Source organism: Nocardia rhamnosiphila NBRC 108938 (genome assembly GCF_000720425.1).
Lineage (GTDB): Bacteria > Actinomycetota > Actinomycetes > Mycobacteriales > Mycobacteriaceae > Nocardia > Nocardia rhamnosiphila.
Map to the genome: position 1 here is coordinate 227,336 of NZ_JOAJ01000006.1, position 13,631 is coordinate 240,966.

At 66.4% G+C, this 13,631-nt stretch carries 11 protein-coding genes; 7 read left to right on the forward strand and 4 right to left on the reverse strand.

All coding sequences use genetic code 11. The annotated features are described in order from the left end of the window. The first annotated feature begins 122 nt into the window (after window positions 1–122). A complete protein-coding gene (locus tag IG75_RS0122000) occupies window positions 123–1,712 on the forward strand; it encodes an AMP-binding protein (RefSeq protein ID WP_030523044.1) in 1,590 nt (529 codons plus the stop codon). Window positions 1,713–2,283: 571 nt separating this feature from the next. On the opposite strand, the gene IG75_RS0122005 is transcribed toward IG75_RS0122000, so the two are convergent. From IG75_RS0122005 to IG75_RS37455, 3 genes are all read right to left on the reverse strand, one after another. Next, complete coding sequence (locus tag IG75_RS0122005) at window positions 2,284–3,168, reverse strand: alpha/beta fold hydrolase (RefSeq protein ID WP_051714799.1); 885 nt, start codon at window positions 3,166–3,168, stop codon at window positions 2,284–2,286. A 396-nt stretch (window positions 3,169–3,564) separates the two neighbouring features. Then, window positions 3,565–4,086 (reverse strand): HAD domain-containing protein, encoded by a 522-nt coding sequence (locus tag IG75_RS0122010; protein WP_030523042.1) that lies wholly within the window; start codon window positions 4,084–4,086, stop codon window positions 3,565–3,567. 9 nt (window positions 4,087–4,095) lie between these two features. After that, window positions 4,096–4,755, reverse strand: a complete 660-nt coding sequence (locus tag IG75_RS37455; protein WP_051714800.1) for a nucleoside deaminase — start codon at window positions 4,753–4,755, stop codon at window positions 4,096–4,098. Between the two features lie 429 nt (window positions 4,756–5,184). On the opposite strand from IG75_RS37455, the gene IG75_RS0122020 reads away from it, so the two are divergent. From IG75_RS0122020 to IG75_RS0122035, 4 genes are all read left to right on the forward strand, one after another. Beyond that, window positions 5,185–5,601 carry a DUF7144 family membrane protein gene (locus IG75_RS0122020; RefSeq protein WP_030523040.1) on the forward strand — a complete coding sequence of 139 codons (417 nt, stop codon included), beginning with the start codon at window positions 5,185–5,187 and terminating at the stop codon, window positions 5,599–5,601. 109 nt (window positions 5,602–5,710) lie between these two features. Next, window positions 5,711–6,199 (forward strand): DUF1269 domain-containing protein, encoded by a 489-nt coding sequence (locus IG75_RS0122025; RefSeq protein ID WP_030523039.1) that lies wholly within the window; start codon window positions 5,711–5,713, stop codon window positions 6,197–6,199. A gap of 39 nt (window positions 6,200–6,238) precedes the next feature. Further along, entirely contained in the window at window positions 6,239–8,074 is a 1,836-nt protein-coding gene (locus IG75_RS0122030) for a glycoside hydrolase family 15 protein (protein WP_030523038.1), read from the forward strand. Window positions 8,075–8,078: 4 nt separating this feature from the next. Further along, window positions 8,079–9,482 (forward strand): MFS transporter, encoded by a 1,404-nt coding sequence (locus tag IG75_RS0122035; protein ID WP_030523037.1) that lies wholly within the window; start codon window positions 8,079–8,081, stop codon window positions 9,480–9,482. Between the two features lie 106 nt (window positions 9,483–9,588). On the opposite strand, the gene IG75_RS37460 is transcribed toward IG75_RS0122035, so the two are convergent. Then, window positions 9,589–10,557 carry an MspA family porin gene (locus tag IG75_RS37460; protein ID WP_081877027.1) on the reverse strand — a complete coding sequence of 323 codons (969 nt, stop codon included), beginning with the start codon at window positions 10,555–10,557 and terminating at the stop codon, window positions 9,589–9,591. Between the two features lie 138 nt (window positions 10,558–10,695). Between IG75_RS37460 and IG75_RS0122045 the strand changes: the two genes are divergently transcribed. After that, window positions 10,696–11,331, forward strand: a complete 636-nt coding sequence (locus tag IG75_RS0122045; protein WP_036514857.1) for a recombinase family protein — start codon at window positions 10,696–10,698, stop codon at window positions 11,329–11,331. A 139-nt stretch (window positions 11,332–11,470) separates the two neighbouring features. Then, window positions 11,471–13,486 (forward strand): NACHT domain-containing protein, encoded by a 2,016-nt coding sequence (locus tag IG75_RS0122050; RefSeq protein WP_030523034.1) that lies wholly within the window; start codon window positions 11,471–11,473, stop codon window positions 13,484–13,486. Window positions 13,487–13,631 lie beyond the last annotated feature (145 nt).

Genomic DNA, 13,631 nt, shown 5'->3' on the forward strand with positions numbered 1-13,631 from the left:
GCCCCGTGGGTGGTTCCCGGGCCGCGGCGCCATGTGGCGGTGCCCGCGGCCCGGGGACCGCGCCGGAGCACCGGTCGATTTCCACTGGGCCGCTCGGACGGGCCGGCCCGAAAGGCAGACGAATGAACACTGAACCGCACGTCGACGACGCCGCCCTGCTGCACCGCGAGCCGCTGGCGGTGGACCTGCTGGGCAAAGCTCTCGAGCGTTATGCCGACCGCACCGCGGTCCATATCGACGACGCCACCCTGACCTACCGCGACGTGCGCGATCAGATCAGCCGGTTCGCCCAGGCGCTGGCCTCGGCCGGCCTCGGTGTGGGCTCCCCGGTGGCGGTGCTCTCGGCCAACCGGCCGGAGGTGATCTTCGCCCAGGGCGCCAACAATGTGAACGGGTCGCGGGCCATGGCGCTGCATCCCATGGGCTCGCTCGACGACCACGCCTACGTCCTCGAGGACGCGGGCGTGGAAACCCTGATCTACGACCCGAGCGGTTTCGACGAACGTGCCGCGCAGTTGCGGGACAAGGTGCCCGGGCTGCGGAACCTGTTCTCGTTCGGCCCCTCCGAGGCGGGGACCGACCTCATCGAACTGGCCGCCGGGTTCACCCCCGAGCGGGTGCGCGGTCCGCAGGTGGATCCCAACGCGACCATGAGCCTGGCCTATACCGGCGGCACCACCGGTAAGCCCAAGGGCGTGGAGATGAGCTTCCGCGGCAGCACCACCATGCTGCGCATCCAGATGACCGAATGGGAGTGGCCCGACGAGGTCCGGTTCCTGGTGTGCACCCCGCTGAGCCACGCGGGCGCCGCGTTCTGGGGTCCCACCGCCCAGCAGGGTGGTTCCATCGTGGTGCTGCCGTATTTCCACCCGGCCAAGGTGCTCGAGGCGATCGAGAAGTACAAGATCACCGCGACCATGCTGGTGCCCACCATGCTCTACGCACTGCTGGACAGCCCCGACCTCGACAAGTACGACCTGTCCAGTCTGCAGACGGTGTTCTACGGCGCCTCCGCGATCTCCCCGACCCGGCTGGCCGAGGCCATCGAGAAGTTCGGTCCCATCTTCTTCCAGTTCTACGGTCAGGCCGAGAGCCCGATGACCATCTCGGTGCTGCGCCGCGGCGACCACGACCTGAACAAGCCGGAGCGACTGGCCAGTTGCGGCCGTCCGGTGCCGTGGCTGTCGGTGTCGCTGCTCGACGAGAAGGGCAACGAGGTGCCTCAGGGCGAGCCGGGCGAGGTGTGTGTCCGCGGTCCGCTGGTGATGAACGGATACCTGAACAAACCCGAACAGACCGCCGAGGCCACCGAATTCGGCTGGCTGCACACCGGTGATATCGCCCGGCAGGACGAGGAGGGTTTCCTCTACATCGTCGACCGGAAGAAGGACATGATCGTCTCCGGCGGGTTCAATGTGTATCCGCGTGAGGTCGAGGATGTGCTGTCGGCGCATCCGGCGGTGAGCGCCGCGGCCGTGATCGGTGTGCCGGACGACAAGTGGGGTGAGGCGGTCAAGGCGGTCGTCGTCCTCCGTGACGGGCAGTCGGTGCCGGTCGAGGAACTACAGGCGCTGGTGAAGGACCGCAAGGGCGCGGTCTACACCCCGAAGACCGTCGATTTCGCCGAGAGCATTCCGGTCAGCCCGCTCGGTAAACCGGACAAGAAAGCGCTGCGGGCGCAGTACTGGGGCGAGGGCCGGCAGGTCAACTGAGGCCGGTCCGCGCGGCCGGCCGGGGAGGCCACGGCCGGCCGCGCGCGATCACGGTCGAACGATATCGGTGCGGGCCCGCTCGTACTGTGTGGGGCTCAGGGGCCCCGGACCAGTAGAAGCGGCCGTCGAACTCCTTCCTGTAACCCGATAAGGGGATCGTGGGCGCCCGGTACAGGTAACGGCGGCACGCCATCGCGCGGCTGCGGGCTCGAGTGTCTGGAGTGGCATACCCTCTGGCCTCAGCAGCGGATTTGTCCCGGACCGGCTTGCCACCGGTTCACGACGAGCGAGGTGGTGGGCCTGCCATGGTCGACGGGGCTGTTTCCGGAGGTGCCGATAAGTGGTCCGGCAAAGGACGACTGCTGGCGGTCCTGCTGGCGATGGCGATGTTCGTCCTCGTCGTTGTACCCAATTCGCCTACTACGTGGTTGCCACGACCATACTGTTGTCTCATTACCAAGGGTTTCGAGACACCTCCGACCCCTCGGGAGCCTCTCCTCTGAGGTCCGCCGGTTCCGTCCTGGTCTGCACGGCAGTGTGTCCCGGTGGATACCGGCCCCCGATCGGTTCGCTACGTTGGTGAAAGGCCGGCCCAGAATTCGGTTGCCAGGGCCGCGAACTCGTCGGCACGTTCGATCTGTGGGACATGCCCGGTGTCGCGGAACAGGTGGGTGCGGATGTGTGGAAGGCGCGTCCGGGCAGCGTCGAGGTGCGTGACGGGCAGGATACGGTCCTTGTCGCCCCAGACGATAAGCGTGGGCACGGCACGATCGGCCATAACGTCGAGTAGCGTCGTGCGCCAGCCGGCGTGTGCTCCCCTCGGTCCACCCAGCGAGGTCAAGGTTTCGAGGAGAACCCGCGTCCCCTCCGGACGCCGGGCCAGGCGATACCCGAGTTGGACCCGTTCCGGGGTCACCATTGCGGCGTCGTAGAACAACGACTTCTCCAGGCGCCGCGCGGTGCGCGGACTCCACGTGCGCGTTACCAGGCGGCCCAGCGGCGGGATCGTGAGCAGCCGCAACGAAAGGGCGACTTCTCGGCCGAATCCGGCGGGTGCGGCGAGGACCAGCGAGCGAACCCGGCCGGGTGCTTGCGCGGCCAGTTGCATGGCGATGGCACCTCCCAAGGAGTTGCCCACCACGTGCGCCGGCTCCGCGATTTCCAGGGCGTCGAGGAAGTCTTCGACGAACCCCGCCAGCGCGGGAAGACTGTATCGCTCGCTCAGGGGAGCGGATTCTCCGTAGCCGGCCAGATCCACGCTGATGACCCGCAGCCCGCGGTCGGCGAGCAGCCGATGCTGTTCGATCCAGTCTTCGATGCTGCGTGCGGTCCCGTGGATCAGCAGTACGGGGACCCCCGCCCCCTCATCGAGGTAGCGGGCCCGCCGGCCCCGCACGGTGATCTCCCGTGTACCGGCCGCCCGCAGGCTCTCGGGTGTAGTGGACTGGGGTCGCATCAGACCCTGGCCTCCGCACCACCGATCTCGTCCATATCCCTATTGTCCCCTCCACGTTCTGGCCCCGGTGGAGATTTTCGGCCACGGCATCGGCATCGAAGGCCGCGCCGTCGTGGAAGGTCACATCGATGCGGAGTTTCAGCTCAGGCAAGACAAGGGCAACCTGGCGCCAAGTGCTGACTCGGCGGCACTGTTGGATGGGACCCTCCCGATCGTCCAACAGACGGCCCGGTCGCCGCCATCGCGTTCATCAATCGATGCATTTCTGGACACGCGCCTTCGATATCATCGCTGGTCAGCGATGTTTACCGCGGCGATCTCGTCCAAGAAACTTCCATTGGTGAACACCTCGCATCTGGTCCCGAGCCGGGGAGTATCCGATCGCATCGACTGCCCTCACCGTGTTGCAGTGGACATGAGCCATTCGGTGACAGCGTCGAGATCGGTCGGCCGTAGCCCCATTCGTGGGTCGACGCGGTACAGAAGAGCTCGACCGGGATGATGTTCCGACACCCATTCCCTATCTCCGTCGCCGATCTCGTCGTCGATCCAGATGAACGGCCGGCCCGCAGCCAGTTCGACCAGGGCACGTGTCTTCCAGTGCAGCCCGAACCATTCGTCGATGTGGTCGTCCTGTTCGTCCGGGCAATCCAGCACGGCCAACGTCGGCAAACCCAGTACCGGGCTGATGGACCGGTTGGCCTCATGAGTCCAGGTCGTTGCCCATATCAGCTCACAGGGCAGCGCGGTGAGCAGCGGCCCGAGTTCGGGATCGATTCGTGCCGCGAGCGGGTTTTCCTCGTCGTGCTGTTCATGGGCGAACGACGGGCCCGAAGCACTCAGAGGTACCTGGCCAAACGGGATCAGTGGTCCATCGACATCGAGGAAGAGCAGGGGCTTCCCCTCTTGATCCGTCATTTCCACAGGCTAGCCGCGAAACCTCAGGGGCCACAGCTCGTCGAAGATCAGGCTGATCGCGTCGGATAAGGGCAGCGCCGAAAACTCGGCCCGGCGAGCTGGATCCTGCCCGATGCTCCGCCCGAGGGCTGCCGCACGCGGCGCGATCCGGGCGCGGGCCATGACGGCCTCGCTGGTCCCGCGGCCTGTCGCGGTCTGGAACGCCACCGACAGAACTGTCTGCCAATCCGCCGGCCACCCCGGGTGTGGGCCCTCGAAATCCGGCCAGCGCTGCGCGACCGCCTCGTTCAGAGTCGGAAGCTGCTCGGCGCCGGCCCACATAGGATCCGCAGCCAGAAACCGGACCCGGCCACATCTGCTGATCATCGCCGCTGCCGCGCACAGCGGACAGGGTTCCAGCGAACTCCACAGCGCCAGCGCGGTGTTATCGCCTGGCGCGAGCTGGGCGAGCGCGTTCACTTCCGCATGCGCCAGCGCCGTGCCCGCCAATTGCCCGGACGGGCCGTCGGCGTCACGAAACCTGCTCCGCCCGAGCGCGACCACTGCGCCCTCCGCATCGGTGATCACGGCACCGACGGGAGGATTGCCCGCCCGGAACGCTTCCCACCCCTGCTCCAGGGTCAGCCTCCACGGCAACTCCAACACTGTCAGCTCCACCCGCGCGACCACACCACGATGCTGCCACCGACTTCGCCGTAGGAGGCGAGTTCGACGCTGGAGGCGTTCGGAGCTGTTCATCAATTGATGCATTTTTGAACATTTTTGGCGGATATTATCGCTGGTCAGCGATGTTTCGCTCGATGGCTTGGTCATTAACCACCCTTTAATGAACATCCATGTAGGGGTGCAGCTCGGCGGTTTGATGCAGAGGTTGGGCATCGTGTGGGCGTACGTGGTGACCGCGACGCCGGCCTGGCAGACGAGATTGGGCCGGATCCGTCCAGTGCCGTGTCCCAGCGCGGGGATCCGGCGATGCAGACGCCGTCGCGGGTCGGCGCCGAGGCCGGTGCCTGCTGTGGTTCATCCGTTGTGGGTGAGGCGCTGGGGGAGGTGAGGGGTTTGGGTGTTGTGGGGTCCGATACTCGTGGAAGGCGGGAGATGGCGACTTACGAGACGGGGTCGGGGCGTCGGCCGGTGAAGCAGGGTGTGGCCGCGGTGATGTCGATCGCGGCGGCGGTGCTTCTGCTGGTGGTGGGGGTGTTGTCGATTCTGGCGGGTGTGTCCGCGGTGGCTGCCGATGATTTGTTCGTGGCCGGCCCGAACTACGTCTGGCAGTTCTCCGCGGCGACGTGGGGTTGGGTTCACATCGTGCTCGGTGCGTTGCTGGCGCTCGCGGCGCTCGGTTTGATGACCGGTGCCTTGTGGGCGCGGATTGTGGCGGTGTGTCTGGCGGCGTTGTCGATCGTCGCGAACTTTTTGTGGGCGCCGTATTACCCGTGGTGGTCGATTTTGGTGATCGCGCTCGACGTGGTGGTCATCTGGGCGGTTTCCACGTGGCGTCCACAGCGGAGGTGAGCAGTCGCGGGCCGAGCCCGGTTCTTCACCTGTTCCGGGTGAAGAACCGGGCTCGCGGGCGTTCGTAGCGTTGAGCCGACCAGCCCTGCACCCGATGTGAGGAGGCCTGATGGCCGGAACCTTGACCGTGTGGAAGTTCGCGACCGCCGACGGTGCCGATGCCGCGGTGGCCACGCTGGAGGATCTGCAGCGCCGGGAGCTGATCACCGTCCGCGATGCCGCGGTGGTCAGCTGGCCGGAGGGAGCGAAGAAACCCAGGACTCGCCAGTTGCACAGCCTGGCCGGGATCGGCGCGCTGGGTGGGGCGTTCTGGGGGTTGTTGTTCGGGCTGTTGTTCTTCATCCCGTTGATCGGGGCCGCGGTCGGTGCCGGTTTGGGGGCGATGTCGGGGTCGCTGACCGATATCGGGATCGACGACGAGTTCATCAAGGAGGTACGCGCCAAGCTGACGCCGGGAACGTCGGCGTTGTTCGCGTTGACCTCCGATGCCACCCTGGACCGGATCCACGGTGCGTTCGAGGGCCAGTCCGCCGAGTTGGTGTCGACCAATCTGTCCCATGATCAGGAGGCCAAGCTGCGCGAGGTCTTCGCCGACTGACCGGCCACTGTGGCGGGGTCGTTTCCGACGGGAGTGGTTGTGAACGCATATCCACCGATCGCCGAGCACGGGATCGTCGGTGATCTGCAGACTGCGGCGCTGATCTCCTCGGCGGGCACGATCGACTGGTGGTGCAGTCCGCGTTTTGATTCTCCGAGCTTGTTCGCGTCCCTGCTGGATGCAGAGCGCGGCGGGTACTGCCAGGTGAGCGCTGCGCCCGAGACCGACGGTATGACGGTTCGGCAGCTGTATATGTCCGACACCGCGGTGCTGGTTACCCGGTTCATGGCGCCGGACGGGGTCGGTGAGGTCATCGATTTCATGGACCCGCTCCGGGACGCGGTACCGGTGGATCGGCATCGGCTGGTGCGGATCGTGCGGGTGGTGCGCGGAGTTCTGCCGTTCCGGTTCACCTGCCGGCCACGGTTCGACTACGCCCGGGCTCCGCACACCCTCACGGTGCCCACACCCGATCATGCGGTGTTCCAGAGCGCGGCCGCCGACCTGCATGTGCAGCTGACCGATCCGATACCGCTGCACCGCGACGGCAACGATGTCACCGCGCGTTTCACCCTCTCGGCCGGGCAGACCGCGGCGATCGTGCTGACCACCACCGCGGTCGGAGACCAGGCCCCGGTCCCGCCGGTGCGTGAACAGGTGTCGGCGGAGTTCGAGGCGTGCCGGGGGTTCTGGCAGTCGTGGCTGCGGTCGTGTACCTATCGGGGTCGCTGGCAGGACATGGTCAAGCGCTCGGCGATCACGTTGAAACTGCTGACCTACGCGCCCACGGGCGCGCCGATCGCGGCGGCCACCATGGGGCTGCCCGAACAGGTCGGGGGCGAGCGGAACTGGGACTACCGCTACACCTGGGTCCGGGATGCCTCTCTGTCGGTGCGGGCTCTGATCGATCTCGGCTTCACCGAGGAGGCCGCCGCGTTCCGGCGCTGGCTGCGCGATCGCCTCGATGCCGGGGGCACGGCCTCCGGTGAGCCCTTGCAGATCATGTACCGCATCGACGGCGAACCCCGCCTGGAGGAAGAAATCCTCACCCACCTGGAGGGTTACCGGGGTTCGGCGCCGGTGCGGGTCGGCAACGCCGCGGCCGATCAGATCCAGCTCGACATCTACGGTGAGGCTGCCGACGCACTGGCCCAGACCACCGATATCGGCAGTGTGACCGGCTGGCGGGCATTCGCCGCGCTGCTGGATTGGCTCGCCGACAACTGGGACCGCCCTGATGAGGGGATCTGGGAAACCCGTGGCGGCCGCAAGGATTTCACTTACAGCCGGTTGATGACCTGGGTGGCGTTCGAGCGCGGTATCCGGCTGGCCACCGACCATGCCCGCCCCGCCGATCTGGACCGCTGGACCCGGGAACGCGACGCGGTGTTCGCTCAGATCGTCGACCGCGGCTGGAGCCCGAAACGGCGCGCCTTCGTCCAGCACTTCAACACCGATGTCCTCGACGCTTCACTGCTGCTCATGCCGAAGATGGGTTTTCTGACCCCGCAGGATCCGGACTGGCTGAGCACCCTCGACGCCATGGACGCCGAACTGGTCAGCGACAGCCTGGTCTACCGCTACGACCCGGCCGCCTCACCCGATGGTCTGCGCGGTGCGGAGGGCACGTTCAACCTGTGCAGCTTCCTCTACGTCGAAGCGCTCGCCGCCTCCGGCCGGGTATCGCAGGCCCGCTACGCCTTCGACAAGATGCTCACCTACGCCAACCACGTGGGCCTGTTCGCCGAGGAGATCGGGCCTTCCGGTGAGCAACTGGGCAACTTTCCGCAGGCCTTCACCCATCTCGCACTCGTCGCCGCCGCCATCGCCTTGGACCGGCGACTCGACGACGCCGAGTCCGGGCCCATGACCTGAATCGATGATCCGGCCGACGAGCAGCCCGAGCAGCCCGCCCCGCGGGGTGTTGCTCCCGCTGGCGCTGGCGCAGTTCATCTGCAGCTTCGCCGGTTCGAACATGAACGTGATGATCACCGACATCAGCGAGGACCTCGATACCACCGTTCACGGCGTCCAGCTCACCATCACCTTGTTCCTGCTCGTGATGGCCGCTTTGATGATCCCCGGCGGCAAACTCACCGACCGCTACGGCCGCAAACGCTGCTTCATCGGCGGCCTCGCCGTCTACGGCGCCGGCGCGCTCATCAGCGCGCTCGCACCCTCTCTGGGCGTGCTGATGCTCGGCAACTCGATCCTCGAAGGCATCGGCACCGCCATGCTCATCCCCCCGGTCTACATCCTGGCCACCCTGCTGTTCACCGAATCGAACTCCCGGGCCCGAGCGTTCGGCGCGATCATGGCCATGGGCGGGATCGGTGCCGCCGCCGGCCCACTGATCGGCGGCCTCATCACCTCCGCCATCAGCTGGCGCGCCGCCTTCGGGTTCCAAGCACTGGTCATCGTCGTCATCATCGTCTCCAGCCGCCGCATCCTCGACCCCATACCCCCCGACCCCACCCGGCCCTTCGACCTGCGTGGCGCTTTCCTGTCGGCAGCCGGCCTGATCCTCCTGGTCGCTGGCATCCTCGCCGCCGACGACAACCTCTGGCTGATGCTCGCCCTGCTCGCCGCGGGCGCGGTGACGCTCACGCTCTTCTTCGCCACCGTCCGGGCAGCCGAACGCGCCGGCCGCGAACCCCTGCTCTCCACGCGCCTGTTCCGCAACCGCACCGCCAACCTCGGGCTGATCACCCAGAACATCCAATGGCTGGTACTCATGGGCACCTCGTTCGTGGTGTCGGCCTACCTTCAAGTCGTCCGCGGATACAACGCCATCCACACCGGCGTCATCTTCACCGCCGCCACCGTCGGCCTGCTCCTCACCTCACTGTCGGCGGCGTGGCTGGCCCGACACCACACCCGCCGCACCCTGATCATGACCGGATTCACCCTCACCATCACCGGTATCGCAGTCCTACTCGCCCTCGCCGGCCGCACGATCAACCCTTGGGGATTCGCACCCGGCCTCCTACTCATCGGACTCGGACTCGGCGCGATGCTCACCCCCTCGGTCGACATCGTCCAATCCGCATTCGACGAACAACTCCAAGGCGAGATCTCCGGCCTGTCCCGCAGCGTCTCCAACCTCGGCTCCTCCCTCGGCACCGCCATCGCCGGCACCATCCTCGTCGCCGGACTCACCAGCCACGCCTACGCCGCCGCCATGATCACCCTCGCACTCCTGGCCGCCCTCGGACTCGGCGTCACCGCCGCACTACCACGAACCCCCAACCCAGCAACCGCGACAACATCCAGCGGCGACTGAACCGTCGACCAGGTGCTGTAAACGATGCGTTCCCCCCGGATCTCGAAGTTTTCGGCGGAGTCTGCGCGGCGCGAACCCGAAATCCTCAGACGGCTGCGGTAGCGGATCAGAACCAGAAGGGGTCTCCGTATCCGGTGGTTGCCACCGCGGTGTCGACACCGTCGACGCGGGCAGTGACGAAGGGCATGGCCGAGGCCGGCGACAAGCATCCGCTGACACGCAACGGCGTATCGGTGTGAGCGAACGTGTAGGGAAAGGCCACATCGCTGTCAAGTTCCGTGGCGCCGACCACCGCCGCAGTGACCGCGCCGGGAGCCAGATTCACCCCGAGCGCTCCGCCAATGCCTGCGCCGACACCGATGCCGGGTGCGATAGACGCTGCTGTGGTGATGGCGACGCCGGGCGGAGCGTCCATGGCCAAGGCCACACCGACACCGACACCCTGCGCGAGCCCTGCGCCGGCACTGACGCCGGGGGAAATCCCGATCGAGATGCCGTTGGAGATATCGACCGCGCACCCGACCAGATACCCCACGACGACCTCACCCGCACGCACTACAACCGGGTCCAGGCCAACCGAATAGCCACCGGACACCTTCACCGCGTGCGTGAAGGGAACACCCTGCGCGGTATCGGCACCGACCGGCACCACAGCGCCGGAATCGACCGCCGCGACCATCCGCAACCCACCGGCCACGACCTCCCCCGGTACGGCACCCATGGCAGGAGGGACAGCCACACCACCGCCGATCGCGGCCACTGTCATCGCCGCGACCATCGCCCACGACCGCCGGCATCGGCGCTTCATCGCACTCCCGTCGCATAGCCAATCGAGACACATCGTGGGATTCGCCCACCGACGACCGGCGACCGATCCACGCAGCAGAGGCTCGAAGAAAAGTCGACCAAACAACTCCGAACCAGCCTCATCCTCCCGGAAAGTCAGTGCGGATGCGCAGCTGTCGACAACCAGCGTGTCGATAGCCGGGAGTTCTGGTAGTCCTCGCCGGGAACCCAACGAAATGTGGCGCACTGCGCTGTTCTCGTGGACCAGAGCCGGACTTTCGGGAACCATATTCGCAGGCTGATGTCAGGGTGTGCGGTGAGTAGCAGTTCCTGCGTAAGTACCGCCCGGGGAGCACTGTTCAAAAAACGTGTCGTAAAGTCTGCGCGTTCAACAACATAGGATCACCCTTTTATGTACGATAATCCGGTGACGGATACTGATGCGCTCGAACCGTTTTCCCTCGACGGCGATGCCCTGGACCCGATCGGCGGAGGAGGAGCGCTGATCGGGTACGCCCGCGTCTCGACCCGCGACCAGAACCTCGACCGGCAAACCCGAGCCCTGAAGGCCGCCGGATGCAAGAAGGTGTTCTCCGACAAGAAGTCCGGAAAAGATGCCGAGCGTGAACAGCTGTCGGCCTGCCTGGACTACATGCGCGCCGGCGACACCCTCGTCGTCGCTTCCCTGGATCGCCTCGGCCGGTCCCTGCAGGACCTGATCTCGATCGTGGCCGACCTGCGCCGCCGCGGTATCGGGTTCCGGTCGCTGCACGAAGCACTCGACACCACCACTCCTGGTGGGCGCCTGGTGTTCCACGTCTTCGCCGCGCTGGCCGAATTCATCCGCGAGCTCATCGTCGACGGCACCCACGAAGGCCTCGCCGCAGCACGGGCCCGCGGGCAGCGCCTCGGCCGGCCACCGGCCATGAGCGAGGAACAGATCCGGCAGGCCCGCGCGCTGTTAACCCGGCCCGATGAGTCGGTGTCCTCGATCGCGCGGCTACTGGGGGTCTCGCGGACCACGCTGTACAAATACGTCCCGGAGTTGACCGCAAGTAACTGACGTACTTTTCGCGCCGAGTCGCGGAGACCGGGGTCTGGAGGGGCGACCCAGTCGGCTGTGCCGGGTCAAAATCAGGATCGCGTGGGCGTAAGTCCGATTGCCGGGATGCCGAAATCCATTTGATGGCAGGCTGTTGCGGGTGGTGGGTATGGAAACCGGGGGCATGTTCCGGCTGCTCGCAGCACTGTTGAGACCGGTCAGGTTCTTGTATCAGATGTGGCGGCCGAGCACCCGCAGGCTTTCGATCGCGGTTCTGTCCGATGACCTGGCCGGCCAGGTCAAGCAAGAGGAACAACGCCAACGGCGGGCTTTGCGGGCCGAGGGCAGCACGTTCATGCCCGTCGAGTTCACTGCCGCCCCCCAGCCACACCGTGCTGGTGAGGTACTCGATTCGGCGGCGGTCGGCGAGATCGCCGACTACTTCACCCTGCCCGAGCAGCCGCACCGTCGGCGGTTGGTCGTGCTCGGCGACGCGGGGAGCGGCAAAACAGTCGCGGCCACCTATCTGGTATTAGGGCTCCTGGACAACCGCTGGGATTTGGCTGATTCCCGCCGGGCCGAGGAACCGATACCGGTGAGGGTCAATGCCGCTGGCTGGGGCGGCGAGGAGGATTTATCCCGATGGCTGACCACTCGGCTGGGCTATGACTACCGGCTGCGCCCCAATGTTGCCCAGGAAATGCTCGCCCGTGGCCTGATCCTGCCGGTGATCGACGGTCTCGACGAAATGGACACCGACGGCGGTGACCGTTCGCGCGCTCGCGCGCTACTGAACCGGCTCAACAGCGCCCCGTGGCGGGACCGGCCCGCGGTGGTTTTGTGCCGCACCACCGAATTCGACCAACTGACCCGAGACGGTGAAGACAACGGTCTGCACGGCGCTACCATGATCACCCTGCAACCCCTGCTCGCCATCCGGGCGGTCGACTACCTCACCACCTACCAACACGATATCGGCACCCATGGCGCAGCCTGGACCGACATCATCGGTCACCTACGCGACCAGCCCCACAGCCCCCTGGCCACAGCGCTGCAGACACCTTGGCTACTCGGCCTCACCGCCACCACCTTGCGTGGCAGTCCGTCCACCGCCCCCCGACTCCTCGCCTGCACCAGCCCTGACGAGGTTCGCGAACTACTGTTCGCAGCGCAAATCCCCACCGTGGTGGGAGCGACCAACGAGAGCAAGGAGTACCGCGACTACACCAGCGACAACGCCGAAAGATGGCTGCAATCGCTGGCCAAGTGCCTCCAGCAGCGTCGTGACACCGGCAGAGATGGCACCGCCATAAGACTCGACGAGATCTGGGAAATCGCAGGATCCATACGCACCCGTATCCTGCACTCCATTGTGGTCGCGGCCGGAGTCGGGATCACCGCCGGGCATGCGTTATGGCTTCTCGATGGGCTCACGGCAGGGCTCACAGGCGGTGTCGGGCTCGGGATCACAGCCGGACTCGTGGTCGGACTCGGCCCGGGCCCGGCAGCGGCTCGCGTGGCATGGAGTGTGCCGGGCCGTTCTCGTTGGAAAAAGGGGCTGATGGCTGGTCTCATAACTGGGCTCACGACCGGCCTCGTGGCCGGACTCGGGACCGGGATCACGGGCGGGCTCCTCGATGGGCTCCTCGATGGGCTCACGACCGGGCTCACGGCCGGGCTCGTGGGAGGGATCGGGGTCGGGCTCGCAGTGGGGCTCGCGGCCGACGCGAAAGACCAGTTGGCTCTTGGGATCGATGCGCGGCGACTCATTCGCGATGACATCCAAGCTGCCCTCGTGTGCGCCGTTCTCCTCGGAGCAGTAGTCGCGCTCATGGCTGCGCTCACGGACGGCCCCCGGCTCGCGCTCGCGCTGTTTCTGGCATGTGGGAGCGGTTTCGGGCTCACGGGCGGGCTCACAGGCGGGCATGCGGCAGGCCGGTTCTACGCCGCTGTAGTTATCTTCTGGGTCACGCAGGAATTCCCGAGGAATCCTGCCGTGTTCCTCGACTGGGCTCGCCGCGGGGGCCTGCTCCGGCTCGATGGCACCGCCTACCAGTTCCGGCACGAGACCTACCAGCAGTGGATCCACGCCCGCGCCCATCTTGCCGAACTCCAGGCCGCCACTCTGTTGGAGAGCGACATCCGGCAACAGGGAACAATTGCCAGAGGTCAGTAGCCAAATCCGGGCGGAGAAGATCTGTCCATCTGGGCTCTACTCCAAATAGACAAGGTTGGTGAACCGGCGGCCGAGGGCCGTCACCTCAATCTTTGCTGGACGGATTAATTGCCGGTTGCCGTGGAACCCGGCTGTGCGTTGCCAA

Coding starts and splice junctions, on each gene's coding strand:
- IG75_RS0122010 (WP_030523042.1), bottom strand. CDS start 4,086: ATGACGGATCAAGAGGGGAAGCCCCTGCTCTTCCTCGATGTCGATGGA.
- IG75_RS37460 (WP_081877027.1), bottom strand. CDS start 10,557: ATGGTTCCCGAAAGTCCGGCTCTGGTCCACGAGAACAGCGCAGTGCGC.
- IG75_RS0122000 (WP_030523044.1), top strand. CDS start 123: ATGAACACTGAACCGCACGTCGACGACGCCGCCCTGCTGCACCGCGAG.
- IG75_RS0122020 (WP_030523040.1), top strand. CDS start 5,185: ATGGCGACTTACGAGACGGGGTCGGGGCGTCGGCCGGTGAAGCAGGGT.
- IG75_RS0122025 (WP_030523039.1), top strand. CDS start 5,711: ATGGCCGGAACCTTGACCGTGTGGAAGTTCGCGACCGCCGACGGTGCC.
- IG75_RS0122005 (WP_051714799.1), bottom strand. CDS start 3,168: ATGCGACCCCAGTCCACTACACCCGAGAGCCTGCGGGCGGCCGGTACA.
- IG75_RS0122035 (WP_030523037.1), top strand. CDS start 8,079: ATGATCCGGCCGACGAGCAGCCCGAGCAGCCCGCCCCGCGGGGTGTTG.